16 protein-coding genes are annotated in these 18,018 nt (G+C 67.9%); 7 read left to right on the top strand and 9 right to left on the bottom strand.

Features of this window, described 5'->3' with window-relative positions; translation table 11 throughout:
• Positions 1-140: 140 nt before the first annotated feature.
• The 3 genes from AC5RWX_RS12415 (at position 141) to AC5RWX_RS12405 (ending at position 3,939) form a co-directional block, all read left to right on the top strand.
• The gene (locus AC5RWX_RS12415) at positions 141-1,169 is read left to right on the top strand and encodes an ABC transporter substrate-binding protein (protein WP_494078528.1); all 1,029 of its coding nucleotides are present in this window, start codon (positions 141-143) and stop codon (positions 1,167-1,169) included.
• A 46-nt stretch (positions 1,170-1,215) separates the two neighbouring features.
• Positions 1,216-2,796, top strand: coding sequence for a histidine ammonia-lyase (hutH, locus tag AC5RWX_RS12410; protein WP_493944310.1), 1,581 nt, complete (start codon positions 1,216-1,218; stop codon positions 2,794-2,796).
• Positions 2,797-2,901: 105 nt separating this feature from the next.
• Positions 2,902-3,939 (top strand): sialate O-acetylesterase, encoded by a 1,038-nt coding sequence (locus AC5RWX_RS12405; RefSeq protein ID WP_494078527.1) that lies wholly within the window; start codon positions 2,902-2,904, stop codon positions 3,937-3,939.
• 20 nt (positions 3,940-3,959) lie between these two features.
• Here AC5RWX_RS12405 and AC5RWX_RS12400 read toward each other — a convergent pair whose 3' ends face one another.
• The 3 genes from AC5RWX_RS12400 to tdh are packed head-to-tail and all read right to left on the bottom strand — an operon-like array spanning position 3,960 to position 7,323.
• Complete coding sequence (locus AC5RWX_RS12400; RefSeq protein WP_494078526.1) at positions 3,960-5,051, bottom strand: NAD(P)/FAD-dependent oxidoreductase; 1,092 nt, start codon at positions 5,049-5,051, stop codon at positions 3,960-3,962.
• On the bottom strand, positions 5,048-6,265 hold the full coding sequence (locus tag AC5RWX_RS12395; protein WP_494097498.1) for a glycine C-acetyltransferase: 1,218 nt from the start codon (positions 6,263-6,265) through the stop codon (positions 5,048-5,050). The genes AC5RWX_RS12400 and AC5RWX_RS12395 overlap by 4 nt, the downstream gene beginning before the upstream one ends.
• An 11-nt stretch (positions 6,266-6,276) precedes the next feature.
• The gene (gene tdh, locus AC5RWX_RS12390; RefSeq protein ID WP_493957262.1) at positions 6,277-7,323 is read right to left on the bottom strand and encodes an L-threonine 3-dehydrogenase; all 1,047 of its coding nucleotides are present in this window, start codon (positions 7,321-7,323) and stop codon (positions 6,277-6,279) included.
• A 184-nt stretch (positions 7,324-7,507) separates the two neighbouring features.
• On the opposite strand from tdh, the gene AC5RWX_RS12385 reads away from it, so the two are divergent.
• From AC5RWX_RS12385 to AC5RWX_RS12370, 4 genes are all read left to right on the top strand, one after another.
• On the top strand, positions 7,508-8,713 hold the full coding sequence (locus AC5RWX_RS12385) for a cytochrome P450 (protein WP_494097497.1): 1,206 nt from the start codon (positions 7,508-7,510) through the stop codon (positions 8,711-8,713).
• Between the two features lie 174 nt (positions 8,714-8,887).
• A complete protein-coding gene (locus AC5RWX_RS12380; protein ID WP_494097496.1) occupies positions 8,888-10,177 on the top strand; it encodes a helix-turn-helix domain-containing protein in 1,290 nt (429 codons plus the stop codon).
• 129 nt (positions 10,178-10,306) lie between these two features.
• Positions 10,307-11,830, top strand: coding sequence for an acetaldehyde dehydrogenase ExaC (exaC, locus tag AC5RWX_RS12375; protein WP_493957259.1), 1,524 nt, complete (start codon positions 10,307-10,309; stop codon positions 11,828-11,830).
• Between the two features lie 14 nt (positions 11,831-11,844).
• Complete coding sequence (locus AC5RWX_RS12370) at positions 11,845-12,294, top strand: DUF779 domain-containing protein (RefSeq protein ID WP_493957258.1); 450 nt, start codon at positions 11,845-11,847, stop codon at positions 12,292-12,294.
• Positions 12,295-12,318: 24 nt separating this feature from the next.
• On the opposite strand, the gene AC5RWX_RS12365 is transcribed toward AC5RWX_RS12370, so the two are convergent.
• The 6 genes from AC5RWX_RS12365 to AC5RWX_RS12340 form a co-directional block, all read right to left on the bottom strand.
• Positions 12,319-12,696 (bottom strand): VOC family protein, encoded by a 378-nt coding sequence (locus AC5RWX_RS12365; RefSeq protein ID WP_493957257.1) that lies wholly within the window; start codon positions 12,694-12,696, stop codon positions 12,319-12,321.
• Between the two features lie 67 nt (positions 12,697-12,763).
• Positions 12,764-13,651, bottom strand: coding sequence for an aminoglycoside phosphotransferase family protein (locus AC5RWX_RS12360; protein WP_494097495.1), 888 nt, complete (start codon positions 13,649-13,651; stop codon positions 12,764-12,766).
• 338 nt (positions 13,652-13,989) lie between these two features.
• Positions 13,990-15,501: an Asp-tRNA(Asn)/Glu-tRNA(Gln) amidotransferase subunit GatB gene (gene gatB / locus AC5RWX_RS12355; RefSeq protein ID WP_493944320.1), complete on the bottom strand. Its 1,512-nt coding sequence runs from the start codon at positions 15,499-15,501 to the stop codon at positions 13,990-13,992.
• Positions 15,502-17,004, bottom strand: coding sequence for an Asp-tRNA(Asn)/Glu-tRNA(Gln) amidotransferase subunit GatA (gene gatA / locus AC5RWX_RS12350; RefSeq protein ID WP_493941693.1), 1,503 nt, complete (start codon positions 17,002-17,004; stop codon positions 15,502-15,504).
• Positions 17,005-17,013: 9 nt separating this feature from the next.
• The gene (gatC, locus tag AC5RWX_RS12345; protein WP_493941692.1) at positions 17,014-17,310 is read right to left on the bottom strand and encodes an Asp-tRNA(Asn)/Glu-tRNA(Gln) amidotransferase subunit GatC; all 297 of its coding nucleotides are present in this window, start codon (positions 17,308-17,310) and stop codon (positions 17,014-17,016) included.
• 106 nt (positions 17,311-17,416) lie between these two features.
• A complete protein-coding gene (locus AC5RWX_RS12340; protein ID WP_494097494.1) occupies positions 17,417-17,914 on the bottom strand; it encodes a GNAT family N-acetyltransferase in 498 nt (165 codons plus the stop codon).
• Positions 17,915-18,018: the final 104 nt, after the last annotated feature.

Here is an 18,018-nt window from a genome sequence, read left to right as displayed (position 1 = left end):
AACATCGATTTCATCCAGCGGCAAGAAGTTCAGAAAAAGTATTGACCCCGGCACGTTGGCTGGGTAGTTTCGGGTATCAGTCGATTCGTTTCACTCTGAGAAACGGTCATGCCATGCATCGGCAGACAAAGGAGACCTTGATGCGCCCACTCTTGTCCGCGGCCCCCACCGTCCGCCGCCCCCTTCTGGCTACCGCTTCGGCAGCGGTGCTGGCCGGTGCCCTGCTGCTGACCGGCTGCGGCTCCGGCAGCCCCTCGTCGACCGGTGGCGGGACGCAACCTGCGGCCCCGTCCGCTGACGCTCAGCTGGACCAGGTGAATCTGGGGCTGATCCCGATCACGGACGTGGCCCCGGTGTATCTGGGCATTCAGGAGGGCTACTTCGAGGACGAAGGCATCCAGCTCTCTGTCCAGTTGGCCCAGGGCGGTGCCGCGATCGTCCCGGCGGTGATGACCGGCGAATACCAGTTCGGCTACTCCAACGTCGTCTCGCTGCTGATCGCACGAGACAAGGGGCTGCCGATCACGGTGGTCTCCAATGGATCCAGCTCCACCAACGTCCCCGGCAAAGACGTGACCGAGGTCGCCGCCATGCCGGAAGCCGGAATCGAGGACGCGGCCGATTTGGTGGGCAAAACGGTTGCCGTCAACGCACTGAACAACTTTGCCGATGTCACCATCCGGAATGCCGTTGAGCAAGCCGGCGGCGACCCGGACGGCGTCGACTTCGTGGAGATGCCCTACCCCAACATGCCGGCGGCCCTGGAGCGCGGCGACGTCGATGCAGCGTGGACCACAGAGCCCTTCCGCACCCAGATCCTTGAGGCCGGCGGCGAGATCGTGGCCAGCCCGATGACGGACCTCGCCGAGGACTTCGATTCGGCCTTTTACTTCACGTCGGAGAAGACCATGCAGGAGAATCCCGAACTCGTGGAGCGCTTCCGCCGGGCACTGGAGAAGTCTTTCCAGTTCGCTGCGGAGAACGACGACGAGGTGCGCTCCGTCATCCAGGACTACGCCAAGATCACGCCCGAGCTCGCAGAGACCGTCGTGATGTCCCGCTGGTATCCGGAGATCAACAAGGAAGGCCTGCAGAAACTGGGGTCGGCCGCGGTTAAATACGGGGTCCTGAAGAACGACCCCGACTATGAAGCGCTGATCGCCGACTAGTCCCCGCGCCCGCACCCGTCCCGCCCGTCACAGCTTGAAAGGCACCATGTCCCAGTCCCAGCTCCAGACCGTTTCCGTCTCCGTTTCCGTCGGACCGCTCTCCCCCGCCGACGTCGTCGCCGTCGCCCGTCACGGTGCCGCCGTGGAACTCAGCGAGGAGTCGCTCGCCGCGATGGCCACATCGCGCAAGGTGATCGAGGCGTTGGTGGACGACGACGTGCCGCACTACGGAGTCAGCACCGGCTTCGGCGCCCTGGCCACCAAACAGATCCCGGTTCAGCTGCGCACGCAACTGCAGCGCAGCCTGATCCGCAGCCACGCCGCGTCCTCCGGCGCCGAAGTGGACCGGGAGGTCATCCGCGGGCTGATGCTCAACCGGCTGTCCACCATGGCCACCGGCCGCACCGGCGTCCGCCCCCTGGTGGCCCAGGCCTATGCCGGGATCCTCAACGCCGGCATCACCCCCGTTGTCGGCGAATACGGTTCGCTGGGCTGCTCCGGCGACCTGGCCCCGCTGGCCCACTGTGCGCTCGCGCTGATGGGCGAAGGGCAGGTCCGCAACAACCAGGGTGAACTGGTGCCTGCCGCCGAGGCGCTGGCAGCCGCCGGGCTGGAACCGGTGGAACTCCGCGAGAAGGAAGGCCTGGCGCTGATCAACGGCACCGACGGGATGCTGGGCATGCTGATCATGGCCTCGGCGGACCTGCACCGGCTGCTGAAGACGGCCGACCTCGCCGCCGCCATGAGCATTGAAGGCCTGCTGGGTACCGACGCGGTGCTGGCCGAAGACCTGCACGCGCTCCGGCCGCACCCCGGCCAGATTGCCGCCGCCGCCAACATGCGGACCGTCTTGGCGGGCTCCGCGCTGATCGAGGAGCAGAAGCACGGCCAGCACCGGTTCACCCGGGTCCAGGACGCGTATTCGCTGCGCTGCGCCCCGCAGGTGCACGGCGCAGCACGCGCCACCCTGGCCCACGTGGAATCGGTGGCCGGGTACGAGCTGTCCTCCGCCGTCGATAATCCCGTGGTCACCGTGGACGGCCGGGTGGAGTCCAACGGCAACTTCCATGGTGCTCCGGTTGGCTACGCGCTGGATTTCCTGGCCATCGCCGTAGCGGACCTTGCCTCGATGAGCGAACGGCGCACGGACCGGTTCCTGGACAGTGCGCGCAGCCACGGACTAAATGCCTTTTTGGCCGACGACCCGGGCGTGGATTCCGGGCACATGATCGCCCAGTACACCCAGGCCGGGATTGTCAGCGAGCTCAAGCGGCTGGCCAATCCGGCATCGGTGGACTCGATCCCGTCCTCGGCCATGCAGGAAGACCACGTCTCGATGGGCTGGTCCGCCGGTTTGAAGCTGCGCCGCGCCCTGGACGGCCTGACCCGGGTGCTGGCCATCGAACTGCTCACCAGCGCCCGTGCCCTGGACATGCGCGACGGCGGCGTGGATTCGTCCAAGTCCGCGCCGGCGGTCACCGCCGTGCGCCGTGAAATCCGCACCGTGGTGGCGGGGCCGGGCACCGACAGGTATCTCTCCCCGGAGATCGAGGCCGTCCGCCTGCTGGTGGACAGCGGCGTGCTGCTGGACGCCGTCGAGCAGGCCGCGGGCAGCGCACTGAACTGACCCGAACGGCACTACACTGGTGCCGGAAATACGTTGGTTCCGGATCGCCGGGCCGGAACCAACGTCGGGATCATTGGGGGCCGGCGCCGGAGAAGGACCTGCAGCATGGGCGCCGAGATACCCGAGGCCCGGCCAAGCCGCCGCAAGCTGCTGCAGAGAACCGTCCCTGTCCTCGCCGCCGGAATCGGCGCCGGGGTCCTCGGCACGGCTGGCGCGGCAGCGGCGGGCCGGCCGGATGCCGTGTCCGGCGACGAGCAGCTCGCCCGGCTGGTCCTCGATCCGACGTCGGCCACCCACCGAGCGCTGGTCCAGCTCCTGGCCCCGACGGCCACTCCGGCGGCGAAAACCAGCCCGAACGGGCGGATCGACCCCCGGCAGGCAGGTTACGACGTGGTCCTGCTGCTGGGCCAGTCCAACATGCAGGGCTGCGGCCTGCCTTTTGACCCTGCGATTGATGTGGAGTTGGACGGCATCGACCAGCTGGCCGCTTCCGGTCCACACGCAGGCCAGGTCATCATCGCCAGCGAACCGCTCTGCCACGTCGCCAGCGTGCGGGTGGATGGCCGGCCCGCCGTCGGCCCCGGGCTCGAATTCGCCCGCCAGCTGTGGCTGGCCCAGCCGGCCGGCCGCAAGGTGCTGCTGGTGCCCGCGGCCCTGGGCGGCACGTCGATCACCGGCAACCCGGACTACTCCTGGGACCCGGACGACACCAGTGCGCGGACCAATCTGTTCCATCGCGCGCTGGAGGCCGGCCGCCGCGCGCTGGCCCTGAATCCGCACAATCGGCTGGCCGCGGTCCTTTGGCACCAAGGCGAGGCTGACGCCGTGTTGGGTTCCTCCCAGGCGTGGTACCAGGCCAAGCTGCTGCAGATCATCGACCTGGTCCGCGAGGGCTTGGGGCCAGCACCGTTCCTGATCGGCGGCATGGTGCCGGAGTGGCTCCCCAGCGATCCGAGGCGCCGCGGCATCGATGCGGCCCACCGTGCCATCCCCTCGCTCCGGCCGCGGACGGCGTTCGTCGAGGGTCCCTCCGGCGCCGGCCAGGACGAAGGGCAGATCCACTACAACGCTGCCGGTGCCCGGGAACTGGGGCTGCGCTTCTACGGCGCCTTCGAGGCCGAGGCCGCCGGACAGCCCGTATAGCAGCGCCGGGCAGCGTCCTTCTACAGCGGCAAAGTACGACGGCGGGGGCTGAGCGCAGCGGGAACGTCACCGGCGCCGTCGTGCTCTCCCAGAATCAGTCCCGCCGCGAGCTCGGCGATTCCGGCCGAGGTCTGGAAGCCGTAACCGCCCTGCCCTGCCAGCCAGAAGAAGCCTTCGGCCTCGGCGTCAAAGCCCACCACCGGATGCCCGTCGGCAGGTTCTGTCCGTAGCCCGGTCCAGGCTCTGGCCACGCCGGTGATGGCCAGCGTGGTGCACCGGCCGATGTGGGCTATGGCCCGCTGCACGTCGGCCTCCCGCGGGCGGGCGTCCTCGGGTTCGCTCGGCTCGGTTTCGGACGGAGAAATCAACACTTGTCCGTTCTCCGGCCGGTAGTAAAAGCTGTTATCCGCCGCAGCCACCATGGGCTGTCCGGGTGAGAGCGGCCACGCCACGTCCACCACCGCTGCGGTCCGCCGGTACGGCACCAACCCCATCGGCTTCGCCCCGAACAGCGCCGCCACCTGGTCCGCCCAGGCACCGGCAGCGTCCACCACAATTCCGGCCTCGATCATCTCTTGACCCGCGGCCACCTCCCAGCCGCTGCCGCGCCGGCGGGCGCTGTCGACGCGCGCCCCGGTCAGGAACCGTGCCCCTGCGGCGCGCGCCGTGCTGTGGTGGTGCTCGAGCAGAACGTCGGTGCGGCAGCCGAACGAGGTCCGGTCCAGCCCGGCGGCTTCGAACGAATCGGGCCGCAGTTCCGGGCTTAGCTCCCGTGCACCGGCCGGGTCGATGAACTCCATCTGGCCGCTGGCATGCTCCTTTACTGCCGCCTGCGATCCGATCAGCAGGAACGACCGGTGGCTGAGGATCTGCAGCCCGGCCTCCCTGTCCCGGCGGTGCAGCAGGTCCAGGGTCCGCACAGTCAACTGCTGGATGGCGGGCGGGCCGTAGCTGGGGACCAACTGCCCTGCCGACCGGCTTGATGTGTGGAAGCCCAGCGTCGGTTCAGCCTCCGCCAGCACCACGCGGACCCGGCCGGCGAGTTCGGCGGCCAGTGACAGCCCGGCGATGCCGCCGCCGATGACCAGGACGTCGCAGCTGATCGCGCTCACGCCGGCTGTACCGCCTGCCGGGAGGCGACGAAGGCCGCGACGCACGCTTCGATGTCCCCCGCCGTGTGGGCCGCCGACAGTTGCACACGGATCCGCGCCGCGCCCTGGGGTACCACCGGGTAGCTGAAGGCGGTGACGTACACGCCGTGGTCCAGCATGGCCTCGGCCGTCCGGCCGGCGAGGACGGCGTCGTGGAACATTACCGGGACAATCGGGTGCACGCCTTCCAGCAGGTCGAAGCCTTCCTCCGCCATCCGGCGCCGGAACAGCGCGGTGTTGTCCTGCAGCCGGGACCGCAGCTCGGCCGAACCGCCCACCAGCTCCAGCGCCTTCAGCGTGGCCGCGACGATGGCCGGGGCCACCGAGTTGGAGAACAGGTAGGGGCGGGCCTTCTGCCGGAGCATGGCGACGATTTCGCGGCGTCCGGACACGTAGCCGCCGGAGGCGCCGCCCAGGGCTTTGCCGAAGGTTCCGGTGTAGATGTCCACCTTGTCCGAGACCCCTGCATGTTCCGGCGTTCCCGCGCCGCTGGCCCCCATGAAGCCGACGGCGTGCGAGTCGTCCACCATCACCAGTGCTCCGTAGGTCCCGGCCAGGTCGCAGATCCGTTCCAGCGGGGCCAGGTAGCCGTCCATCGAGAAGACGCCGTCGGTGACCACGACGGTCCGTCTGGCGCCCGCGCCGTCGTTCAGCTGCGCGGCCTCCTGCAGCCGGGCTTCGAGTTCGGCCATGTCCCGGTTCGCGTAGCGCAAGCGCGCCGCCTTGGACAGCCGAATGCCGTCGATGATCGAGGCGTGGTTCAGCGCGTCCGAAATAATGGCATCGTCAGGACCGAACAGCGACTCGAAGACCCCGCCGTTGGCGTCGAAACAGGACGAAAACAGAATGGTGTCCTCGGTTCCGAGGAAGCGGGACACCGCCTGTTCCAGCTGCAGGTGGAGGTCCTGCGTGCCGCAGATGAACCGGACGCTGGCCATGCCGAACCCGCGTTCGTCCATCGCGGCCTTCGCGGCCGCAATGATCTCCGGATGGTCGGCCAGGCCCAGATAGTTGTTCGCGCAGAAGTTCAGCACGTCGCGGGTGGATCCGCCCGCCGGGCCCGCTGCAATGTGGCTGGACTGCGGTGTGGTGATGCGGCGCTCTGCCTTGAACAGTCCGGCATCGCGGATCTCGTCCAGTTCGGCGGCCAGCTGCTCCTTGAGTGTTCCGTACATGCTTGCCTTCCCTAGCTCCGGGTCCAGTCGAGGACCACTTTGCCGCCTTCGCCGTGCCGCGCCGTCTCGAACCCGCGCTCCCACTCGGCGGCGGGGAGCACATCCGTGATCACCGAGGAAATCGCCGCGTGCAGTGCGGGGCTGGACGAAAGCATGGCGCTCATCGCGTACCAGGTTTCGAACATCTCGCGGCCGTAGATGCCTTTAAGCGTGAGCATGTGGGTGACCACCTTGGCCCAGTCGATGCTGATGTCCTCCGCCGGCAGGCCCAGCAGGGCGATCCGGCCGCCGTGGGTCATGTTGTCGATCATCGCCCGCAGCGCGGAGGCGCGGCCGGACATCTCCAGTCCGATGTCGAAGCCTTCGGCCAGATCCAGCTGCCGCTGTGCCTCCGCCAGCCGGGTCTGGCTGACATCAACCACCATGTCGGCGCCCATCTGTTTGGCCAACTGCAGCCGCGGCGCGGACACGTCGGTGACGGCGATCTTGCGCGCTCCCGCGTGGCGGACCACGGCAATCGCCATCAGCCCGATGGGTCCGGCACCGGTGATCAGGACGTCTTCACCGACCAGCGGGAAGCTCAGGGCGGTGTGGACGGCATTGCCGAACGGGTCGAAGATGGCGCCCAGTTCCGGCGTCACAGCCGGATCGGTGTGCACCCAGACATTGGTTTCCGGTATCACCACGTACTCGGCGAAGGCGCCGTCCCGCTGCACCCCCACGCTGACCGTGCGGATGCACATCTGCCGCCGGCCGGCCCTGCAGTTGCGGCAGGTGCCGCAGACGATGTGCCCCTCGCCCGAGACCCGGTCCCCGATCTGCACGTCCCGAACGCCCGGGCCCGCGGCCACGACTTCGCCATAGAACTCGTGGCCCGGAATCAGCGGAGTGTTCACTGCGCCCGCTGCCCAGTCGTCCCACGCCTGGATGTGCAAATCGGTGCCGCAGATGCCGGTGGTCATGACTTTGATCTTGACCTCGCCGAAACCGGGTTCCGGTTCGGGCCGGTCCACCAGCTCGAAGCCGGCCTGTGGGCCGGACTTGAAGAGCGCCTTCACCTGTTGTCCTTTTCTCTCGGTCCGGCCGGGAACATGCGGCCGCCCGGGCTGTGGCCCGGGTCACTAGGGAAACTCTACGGAAGAGTCTTGGAGAAGTGGAGCGCGTCACACTGTCCGTCCGGCCAACGGAGTTGTAGCTTTGCTGGCAGGCACTTCTTCCCTTCGACGTGAGCGAGACCTGCCCGTGGCAACCACTACGCACCAGATCCTTCCGGCGATGGCCGACGACCCGTACTCGGACGATGTGCTGGCCGAACCGTACAGCCTGTTCAGCCGGATGCGCGCAGCGGGCCCGGCGGTCTGGCTGGAGAAGTACCAGGTGCCGGCCTTCGCGCGCTACGCCGAGTGCCGCGACATCCTCGCCGACCACCGGACCTTCATCTCCGCCGCCGGTGTGGGACCCAAGGACCTGCTCAAGGAACCGAACTGGCGGCCACAAGGCATCCTCGAATCCGACCCGCCGCGGCACACGCTGATGCGGGACGCCATGGCCGGGGTGATCTCGCCCAAGGGAACCCGCGCGCTGCGGTCCGGATTCGAAGCCTATGCAGGCGAGTTGCTGCCGGAACTGCTGGAGCGCGGTTCGATCGACGGAATTAAAGACCTGGCCGAAGTGTTCCCGCTCCGGGCTTTCGGCGACGCCGTGGGCATCCCGCGGGAAGGCCGCGAGGCGAACCTGCTGACCCATGGCGCGATGAACTTCAGCCACTTCGGCCCGGAAAACGAACGCCACCGCTACTACTTCGAACAAGGTGCCGGGACACCGGAGTGGGTGATGGATCGGACGCGGCGGGAAAATCTCAGCCCCGGCGGCATGGGCGAACAATTGTGGCAGTACGTGGACCGCGGCGAACTGCCGGCGGAGATGGCACCGCTGGTGGTCAGGGCCCTGCTGTCGGCCGGTCTGGACACCACCGTGATCGGCATCGGAAACGCGCTCAAGCTGTTTGCCGAGCATCCGGAACAGTGGCGCATCCTGCGCAAAAACCCGCAGATGGTGTCGCTGGCCATCAATGAGGTGCTGCGCTTCGAGTCGCCGTTCCAGTCCTTCTACCGGACCACGTCCGCTGACACGAAGATCGCCGGGGTCAGCCTGGCGGGCGGCAGCAAGCTGGCCCTGTTCCTAGGCTCGGCCAACCGGGACGAGGCCCAGTTCGGGCCGGATGCGGACGTCTTCCGGATTGAACGCGACGCCGCCAGCATGATCGCCTTCGGCAACGGCATCCACCGCTGCGTTGGTCAGCCGATCACCCGGCTGGAGATGCACGTTGTGCTGACCTGGCTGGCCCATAACGTGGAGCGGATCGAACTCACCGGCGAACCGGTCCCGTACCTGCACAACACGCTCAAGGGTTACGCCTCGCTGCCGTTGCGACTGGTGCCGGCCTGAGCCTTCGCGCCCGCAGGGCCGGCGCCCAGCGCGTGCCTGCTGCGGCCTCCCGCCGGGCCGGACGGTGTGCGGGAGCGGGCGCCCCGGCACGGTGGATCGCCCCGATCAGCGCAGGCTACACTGTGACTCCTGCCACAGATCCGTGGCAGTGATCCGGTACAAGGGGGATCTCCAGTGCCGTACTCTGCCCAGCCAGCGTCCCGTCCCGTGCAGGACCGGGCCTACATCGCCCACGAAGGGCTTGCTCGGGAACGGCTGGCCGGCGGTCCCGGGAGCCTGCGCCTCGGAGGACTGCGCCCCGTGGTGCGCGACTCGTGGCAACGCTCCTTGCGGCATGCCACCGATCCGGACCGCGCGTTGGCGCGGCTGGTCCTGACCGACGATGAACTGGACGCCTTCCGGCGGAACCATCCCTTGTCCGCCATCATGCCTGTCTTCAGCCGACTGCTGGTTGAACCCAGCCAGGATGCGGGCATGCTGGTGGCCGTTGGGGACCAACACGGGCGCCTGCTCTGGGTGGACGGAGACACCCAGCTCAGGGAACGCGCGGAGGGCATGATGTTCATGCCGGGCACCGACTGGTCCGAGGCATCCGTGGGCACCAGCGCCCCCGGCACTGCCCTCGCTTTAGGCCACGGGGTGCAGATTGCCGGCGCCGAACATTTCAGCAGGGCGGTCCATTCCTGGAGCTGCACCGCCGTCCCCATCCATGATCCCGAGTCCGGCGCGGTTCTCGGCGTGGTGGATCTGACCGGCCGGGAGGAAGCCGCCGCTCCACACACGCTCTCGTTGGTCCGGGCGGCAGTGGCTGCGGCCGAGGCCGAGCTGCGGATCATCCGCCTGCAAGCGGCGCCCAGCCGCCGGGCGAGACAACAGCCTGCCGGGCTCACCGTCACCGGCCGGGACCATGGCATGTTGGAGCTGGCCGGACGGCGGATCGAATTGTCTCAGCGTCACACCGAGATCCTTACCTTGATGGCTCTGCACCCGGCCGGCCTGACGGCCGAGCAACTGGCCGACCAAGTCAACCCGCACGCCCGCGGCGCCACGCTGCGGGCCGAAATGGTCCGGCTGCGCAAACTGCTGGCCGGCCTCAGCCCGACCGCGGTCCCCGAATCGCGGCCGTACCGGTTGCGCCAGCCGTTGGCCGTTGACGCGCAGCGGGTCCTGCAGTGCTTGGCCCGCGGCTCCTACCGCCAGGCCCTCGATCTGTACCAGGGCCAGATCATTCCGGCGTCCGAGGCGCCGGGCATCGTCGATTTCCGCCACCACGTCAGCGCCACGCTGCGCGAGTCAGTGCTCAGCAGTGCCTCGCCGGATTCGGTGATGCGCTACCTTCAGCTGCCTGAAGCGAAGAACGACGGCGATGCCTGGCACGCGGCGCTCCGCCTCCTGCCGCCGCGCTCACCCAGGCGGGCCGGCGTCGTCGCCCGCTTGGAGCAGCTGGAGGCCGGGGACAGCTGACCGCCGACGGCTAAGCGGGCCAAGGCGCGTGCAACCTCGATGCAACCTTGCCTTCCCTAGGCTGATCACCACAGACACTGCAGTCTGCCCGGACCAGCGTGGTCCGGAACCGAAGCCGAAGGAGTCAACATGACTGTTTACGCCCAGCCCGGAACCGAGGGATCACCGGTCAGCTTCAAGCAGCGCTACGAGAACTGGATCGGCGGTGAATGGGTTGCCCCGGTGAAAAACCAGTACTTTGAGAACATCTCCCCCGTGACCGGCAAGCCGTTCTGCGAGGTGGCACGCGGCACCGCCGAAGACATCGATCTGGCCCTGGATGCCGCGCACAAGGCGGCGCCGTCCTGGGGGAAGACCTCGGTGGCGGACCGGGCAGCGGTGCTAAACCGGATCGCCGACCGGATCGAGGAGAACCTCGAGCTGCTGGCCGTGGCGGAAACCTGGGACAACGGCAAGGCCGTGCGCGAGACGCTGGCGGCCGATATCCCGCTGGCCGCCGACCACTTCCGCTATTTTGCTTCCGCCATCCGCGCCCAGGAGGGCCGGCTCTCGCAGCTCGACGACGACACCACCGCCTACCACTACCACGAGCCGCTGGGTGTGGTCGGTCAGATCATTCCGTGGAATTTCCCCATCCTGATGGCCACCTGGAAGCTGGCGCCCGCGCTCGCGGCGGGCAACGCCGTCGTGCTTAAGCCTGCGGAGCAGACCCCCGCGTCCATCCTGGTGCTGATGGAGTTGATCGCGGACATCCTGCCGGCCGGCGTGGTCAACGTGGTCAACGGGTTTGGCGTGGAGGCAGGCAAGCCGCTCGCGTCCAGCCCGCGGATCCGAAAAATCGCCTTCACCGGCGAGACCACCACCGGCCGGCTGATCAGCCAATACGCATCCCAGAACCTGATCCCGGTCACCCTGGAGCTGGGCGGGAAGAGCCCGAACATTTTCTTCTCCGACGTGGCTTCCGAAAACGACGCGTTCTACGACAAGGCGCTGGAGGGCTTCACGCTGTTCGCGTTCAACCAGGGCGAAGTCTGCACCTGCCCGTCCAGGGCGCTGGTGCAGGATTCCATCTACGACTCGTTCATGGCCGACGCGCTGGCCCGGACCGAGGCGATCATCCAGGGCAATCCTCTGGATACGGACACCCAGATCGGTGCGCAGGCCTCGAACGACCAGCTGGAGAAGATCCTGTCCTACATGGACATCGGCAAGCAGGAGGGGGCGAAGGTCCTGACCGGCGGCGGACGCAACATTCTGGACGGGGACCTGGCCGAGGGCTACTACGTGAAGCCGACCATCTTCGAGGGCGACAACAGCATGCGCATCTTCCAGGAGGAGATCTTCGGACCTGTCGTCTCCGTGACACGGTTTGGCGACTACGAGGAGGCCCTGGAGATCGCGAACGACACCCTCTACGGGCTGGGCGCCGGGGTGTGGAGCCGCAACGGCAACGTGGCCTACCGGGCCGGCCGCGAAATCCAGGCCGGCCGGGTATGGGTGAACAACTACCACGCCTACCCGGCGGGAGCGGCGTTCGGCGGCTACAAGTCCTCCGGCATTGGCCGTGAAAACCACGCGATGATGCTGGACCACTACCAGCAGACCAAGAACCTGCTGGTCAGCTACAACGAGAACAAGCTCGGCTTCTTCTAGAGACAGGTTCTGTCATGGCGTCTGCTTCACCGCAGCGGCCGGGTGCATCTGCCCCTCCCGCTGCCGAACACGAGGCGGCGCTCGAGGCCACGGCAGCGCTGCCCGGGGAGGACTTTTCCCGGGTAGCGCTGACCGCTCCGGCCGTCGGGTTGCTGCAGAAACTGTGGGAGACCCACGGGCCTCTGATGTTCCACCAATCCGGCGGCTGCTGCGATGGGTCGTCGCCGATGTGCTATCCGGCGGGCGAATTCCTCACGGCAGACGCGGACGTGCTGCTGGGAACGTTCGACCTTCCCAACCGCGGAAGCCTTGACTTCTGGATGTCGCGGGAACAGTTCGCGTACTGGAAGCACACGCATCTGACCGTGGACGTGGTGGACGGGCGCGGCAGCGGGTTCTCGGTGGAGGCGCCGGAGGGCAAGCGCTTCCTGATCCGCTCCCGGCTGTTCGACGGCGGCGGCTGAGGGCTCGCGGGCGGCGGTGCGTTTCTAGTTCTCGAAGAGGCAGAACGGATGGCCGGCCGGGTCGAAGTAGACACGGACGTCGTCCTGCGGTTGGAATTCCGCCAGCTCGGCGCCAACGGCCTCTGCCTGCTCGCAAGCTGCGGCCAGGTCATCCACCAGAATGTCCAGGTGCATCAGCATTTGTTGTTCGCCGGGTTTTTCGGGCCAGACCGGCCGACGGTAGTCGTCTTCCAACTGGAAGGACAGCCCGGGGCCGCCGTTCGGGTTGGCCAGCGTGACCCAGTCCGGTTCCTTGGTGCGAATGACCCAACCCAGAAGCCGGCCGTAGAAGTCCGCCAGGGCCAACGGATCAGGGGCGCCGAGCACCGTGGCGTGCAGCCGCAATCCTCCGGCTCCGGGCATCGTCCCTCCTCCGATCCACCAATCTGTCTCGCAGTGCCGTCATGCTACTGCGGGTTCGGTACAGCGACTAGTTGCCGGACAGCACCTCGGCCAGTGCCCGCTCCCCCACGGAGCGCAACAACCGGTTGTCGTCGGAGGAGGTTAGCAGCGCCGTGGCCATCGCCAACGCCCAGCCGCGGCCGCGCTGCCAGCTCTCCGCTGACACATCGGTGCGCGATTCGACCGCAGCGATGAACTCCCGGCGTCCCACGGCATCGAATACCAGCCAGGCGGCGGCCAGGTCGGTGGCGGGATCCCCCGCGGTGATGTCGCCGAAGTCGATCACGGCTGCCAGCCGGGTGCCCTCCACCACCAGGTTGCCCGGGTGGAGGTCGCCGTGCAGCCACAGCGCCGGCCCGTCCCAGGCCGGCATGGCCGAGAGCTGACGCCACAGCGCCGCGACGCGCTCGGCCTGCGGAACCGCGCCCGAATCCAACCGCTGCAGGACGGCTGCGCTGCGCGAGGCCAGCGGCACGCCGCGGACCGGATTCACCGGCGCGCCGGACGGCGCAGGCACGTGCAGTGCAGCCACGAATGCGGCCAACCCGGGGGCGAGCGAGCGCCGTTCCTCCGCCGAGAGGCGCCAGGCGGCCCGGCCCTCGAGCCACGGCACCACCGACCAGGACCAGGGATAGTACGACGACGGCTTGCCGCAGCGCACCGGGGCGGGCACGGCGACCGGCAGCCCCGGGGCCAGCGACGGCAGCCACTGCTGCTCGTTCACCAGCAGCTCAGCGGCTGCCTCGCGGCGCGGCAGCCGGATGGCCAACTCGCCGCCGAGTTTGAACGTGACGTTGTCCCACCCGTTGGCCACCCGAACCAGGGGGTGCCGGGCCAGGTCCGGAAACTGGTCGGATAGCAACCGCTGCACCAGGTCGTTGCTGATGTCGATCTCCGCAGCGGGCATCAAGGCCATCTGGTCCGTACTTCCTTCAATCGTGAGGCAGAGCCCCGCCGTGGCGCCGACGATCGCGTGCCTGCTGATCTAATGCGGGAACTCCCATCAGATCATTCGGAAGCATCCGGGGCCAGCCAGACACGCCTGCTCACTCGCCTGCTGCACAGACAACGCCCCCGCCGGTAACGGCAGGGGCGTTGTCGACCTCAGGCGATGGCTGTGGGACCGCTAGGTCAGCGGCGTCGGTCCAATATCGGTGCCGGCGGACGTGCCCCGGCGTGCGACGCGCTGGGGAACCGGGCCGACATCGGTCCCGGCAGAGCTGCAAGCAATGGGATGCACTGGCTCTGCCCCGACTAACCTTGAACGCCGAGGCGTTCGAAGATGAGCTCGCGCACGCGGCCGGCGTCGGCCTGTCCACGGGTCGCCTTCATGACTCCGCCGACGATGGCTCCGGCAGCCTGGACCTTGCCGCCACGGATCTTCTGCGCCACCTCCGGCTGGGCAGCCAGCGCGGCGTCGATCGCTTCCAGCAGCGCCGAATCGTCGGACACCACGGCCAGGCCGCGCTTCTCCACAACCTCTTCCGGGCTGCCTTCGCCGGCGAGCACGCCGTCAAGCACCTGGCGGGCCAGTTTGTCGTTGATCTTGCCGGCCTGCACCAGACGGTCCAGTTCCACCACCGTCTGCGGGCTCACGCCCAACTCCGACGGTTCAACCTCGGCTTCCTTGGCACGGCGGGAAATCTCGCCCATCCACCACTTGCGGGCCACTGCGGCGGAGGCACCGGCGGCAATGGTCTCCTCGATCGAATCCATCACGCCGGCGTTGACGACGTCGCGGAACTCGGCATCCGAGTAGCCCCAGTCGGCCTTCAGCCGCTTGCGCCGTTCGGCCGGCGGCTCCGGCAGCCGGGCACGCAGTTCCTCGATCCACTCTTCGGTGGTGACGACGGGCACCAGATCCGGCTCCGGGAAATAACGGTAGTCGTCGGCGTCCGACTTCGGCCGGCCGGAGGTGGTGGACCGGGTGTCCTCGTGCCAGTGACGGGTCTCCTGGACAACCTTCTGCCCGGATTCCAACACCGCGGCGTGGCGCTGGATTTCGAAATAGACCGCACGTTCGACCGCACGAAGCGAGTTCACGTTCTTGGTCTCCGAGCGGGTGCCGAACTGCGTGGCGCCCTTCGGCATCAGGGACACGTTGGCATCGCAGCGGACGTTGCCGCGTTCCATCCGGGCATCCGAGACGCCCAGGTTCTTGACGATCTCGCGGACCGCGGCCACGTAAGCGCGGGCCAGTTCCGGAGCACGGGAGCCGGCACCGACAATCGGCTTGGTGACGATCTCTACCAGCGGCACGCCGGCGCGGTTGTAGTCCACCAGCGAGTACTCGGCGCCCTGGATGCGTCCGGTGGCGCCGCCCATGTGGGTGAGCTTGCCGGCGTCCTCTTCCATGTGGGCCCGTTCGATCTCCACGCGGAACACTTCGCCGTCTTCCAGCTCGATGTCCAAGTAGCCGTCGTAGCAGATCGGGTCCTCATACTGGGACGTCTGGAAGTTCTTCGGGGTATCCGGGTAGAAGTAGTTCTTCCGGGCGAAGAAGCAGGACTCGGCGATCTTGCAGTTCAGCGCCAGCCCGATCATGATCGAGTACTCCACCGCTGACTTGTTGACCACGGGCAGCACGCCGGGCAGGCCGAGGTCCACCGGCGACACGTTCGTGTTCGGCACATCACCAAACGCGTTCGGAGCTGCCGAGAACATTTTCGTCTTCGTGTTCAGCTCAACGTGGACCTCGAAGCCGAGGACGGGATCGTACTTCGCCATCGCCTCGTCGAAGGCGACCAGTTCTTGAGTTTCAGCCATTTACTTCACACCTCCGAGAGCGGGAGCCTGGGCCAGCAGCGGGCCACCCCACGTGGCTTCCAACAGGTTTTCGAGGCCGGCGCCGGCGCGGTACAAGCGGGCATCTTCACGGGCCGGAGCCAGGAACTGGATGCCCACCGGCAGTCCGTCGGCCAAGCCGCCGGGCACCGAAATGCCCGGAACACCGGCCAGGTTCGCCGGAATGGTGGCCACGTCGTTGAGGTACATAGCCATCGGATCGTCCAGCTTTTCGCCCAGCTTGAATGCCGTGGTCGGGGCGGTCGGCGAGATCAGCACGTCCGCGGCTTCGAAAGCTGCGGCAAAATCGCGCTGCACCAGGGTGCGGACCTTCTGCGCCGAGCCGTAGTAGGCGTCGTAGTAGCCGGCGGACAGGGCGTAGGTCCCCAGGATAATGCGGCGCTTGACCTCGTCGCCGAAGCCGGCGGCGCGGGTGGCGCCCATCACGCGCTCGATAGTCAGGGGGCCGTCTTCCGGCAGCACCCGGTGCCCGAAGCGGACGCCGTCGTACTTGGCCAGGTTGGAGGAGGCCTCCGAGGGCATCACCAGGTAGTAGGCGCCCAGCGCGTACTTGAAGTTCGGGCAGGACACTTCCACCACCTCGGCGCCGGCGCCGCGCAGCAACTCGAGTGCTTCGTCGAAGCGGGCCTGCACGCCGGCGGAGTAGCCTTCGCCCTGCAGTTCCTTGATCACGCCGATGCGCATGCCGCGCACATCGCCGTTCCGGGCGGCCTCGACCAGCGCGCCTACCGGATCGGTCAGCGAGGTGGAGTCGGCCGGGTCGTGCCCGCCGATGACCTCGTGCAGCAGCGCAGCGTCCAGCACGGTCCGGGTGACCGGGCCGATCTGGTCCAGTGACGAGGCCATCGCGATGGCGCCGTAGCGGGAGACACCGCCGTAGGTCGGCTTCACGCCCACCGACCCGGTTACCGCGGCCGGCTGGCGGATCGAACCGCCGGTGTCCGTGCCCAGGGCCAGCGGCGCCTCGAACGCCGTTACCGCGGCCGCGGAACCGCCGCCGGAGCCACCGGGGATGCGCTCCAGGTCCCAGGGGTTGCGGGTGGGGCCGAAGGCCGAGTGCTCGGTGGAGGAGCCCATCGCGAATTCGTCCAGGTTGGTCTTGCCCAGCATCGGCATCCGCGCCGCCCGGATCTTCTGGATCACGGTGGCGTCGTACGGGCTCATCCAGCCCTCGAGCATCTTCGAGCCTGCGGTGGTGGGCTGGCCCACGGTAACAATCAGGTCCTTGATCGCGATCGGGACACCGGCCAGGGCGTGCAGTTCTTCGCCGGCGGCGCGGGCCTTGTCCACCTCGGCTGCGACGGCGAGCGCCTCATCGGTGTTCACGTGCAGGAAGGCGTTGACGTCGCCGTCGACGGCGGCAATGCGGTCCAGGTGTGCCTGGGTGACCTCGGTCGACGACACCTCGGATGCGGCCAGCAGTTCAGCCAGCTTCGCTGCGCTGTTGGTAATCAATTCATTCATCGGTGCGTCCTACTCCTCGTCCAGGATGGCCGGAACCTTGAACCGGCCGTCGGCCGCGTCCGGTGCGTTCGCCAAGGCCAGTTCCTGGCTCAGGGTCTCGCCCACGACATCTTCGCGGAACACGTTGGCCAGCGGGATCGGGTGCGAGGTCGCCGGCACGTCGGGCCGGGCAACTTCCTGGACGGACTTAATGGAATCGACAATGACGTCGAGTTCGCCGGCCATCTTGTCCAGTTCTTCGGCGGTCATCTCAATGTGGGCCAGGCGCGCCAGATGCGCCACCGCCGCACGATTGATCTCAGACATGAGTCTCCTACGCGGATGGATTGCTTTTCCTGTTCAGTCTACCGGCGCAGGACGGTCTGGAATTCCCACAGAAGCGGAGGAAACGGTGGAGAGCGTGCGCGGCGGCCTAAAGCCGCTTGGCGAAGACCAGCAGCCGGATGTCCGTTCCGGGCACCGGCCAATCCCGCTCCGGCACGCGGTCGAATCCCAGCGATTCGTACAGCCGGTGCGCCGCGGTCCAGTCGCTGCCGGTGGTCAGGCTCACCGTGTCGATCCCCTCCAGGGTGCGGGCATGTTCCACGATCGCCTCCACCAGCGCCCTCCCGACGCCGGAGCGCTGCAGCCCCGGATCGACCGCCAGCATCCGGAACTCCAGCTCGCCTTCCCGGGCGATGTCCGCGTATTCGCCGCCGGCGAGTGCCAGCGTCACCGCGCCGGCCACTTCTCCGCCGCGCTCGGCCACCCAGATCTCGGCATGCGCGGCACGGTGCGCCACGTCGGAGATGTGCACCAGGTACGGATGGTCGGCTGCCGGAAAATGGCCCGCGGCCAGGTATGCCTCGCGCGTCAGGCGCGCCACGTCGTCGTAATCAGCAGTGGTGGCAGGGCGGATGGAGATGTGCATGGGAGTAAAGGGCGTCCTAGCTGGAAGTCAGGGATGGGGGGAAGCACGACGGCGGTACTTGCCTGACCAGTTTTCCGCACCTCGGGCGGTGCACGCCAATGCGG

Source organism: Arthrobacter sp. SPT-J7, from assembly GCF_059089965.1.
Note: the sequence above shows the minus strand (reverse complement) of the source record. Positions and strands in the feature narration are given on the sequence as shown.

Excerpts from the sequence above, each read along its gene's own strand:
- gatC (WP_493941692.1), bottom strand. The coding sequence starts at position 17,310 with ATGTCTGAGATCAATCGTGCGGCGGTGGCGCATCTGGCGCGCCTGGCC.
- exaC (WP_493957259.1), top strand. The coding sequence starts at position 10,307 with ATGACTGTTTACGCCCAGCCCGGAACCGAGGGATCACCGGTCAGCTTC.
- AC5RWX_RS12405 (WP_494078527.1), top strand. The coding sequence starts at position 2,902 with ATGGGCGCCGAGATACCCGAGGCCCGGCCAAGCCGCCGCAAGCTGCTG.
- AC5RWX_RS12360 (WP_494097495.1), bottom strand. The coding sequence starts at position 13,651 with ATGGCCTTGATGCCCGCTGCGGAGATCGACATCAGCAACGACCTGGTG.
- AC5RWX_RS12365 (WP_493957257.1), bottom strand. The coding sequence starts at position 12,696 with ATGCCCGGAGCCGGAGGATTGCGGCTGCACGCCACGGTGCTCGGCGCC.
- gatA (WP_493941693.1), bottom strand. The coding sequence starts at position 17,004 with ATGAATGAATTGATTACCAACAGCGCAGCGAAGCTGGCTGAACTGCTG.
- hutH (WP_493944310.1), top strand. The coding sequence starts at position 1,216 with ATGTCCCAGTCCCAGCTCCAGACCGTTTCCGTCTCCGTTTCCGTCGGA.
- AC5RWX_RS12370 (WP_493957258.1), top strand. The coding sequence starts at position 11,845 with ATGGCGTCTGCTTCACCGCAGCGGCCGGGTGCATCTGCCCCTCCCGCT.
- AC5RWX_RS12340 (WP_494097494.1), bottom strand. The coding sequence starts at position 17,914 with ATGCACATCTCCATCCGCCCTGCCACCACTGCTGATTACGACGACGTG.
- AC5RWX_RS12415 (WP_494078528.1), top strand. The coding sequence starts at position 141 with ATGCGCCCACTCTTGTCCGCGGCCCCCACCGTCCGCCGCCCCCTTCTG.
- AC5RWX_RS12395 (WP_494097498.1), bottom strand. The coding sequence starts at position 6,265 with ATGTACGGAACACTCAAGGAGCAGCTGGCCGCCGAACTGGACGAGATC.
- gatB (WP_493944320.1), bottom strand. The coding sequence starts at position 15,501 with ATGGCTGAAACTCAAGAACTGGTCGCCTTCGACGAGGCGATGGCGAAG.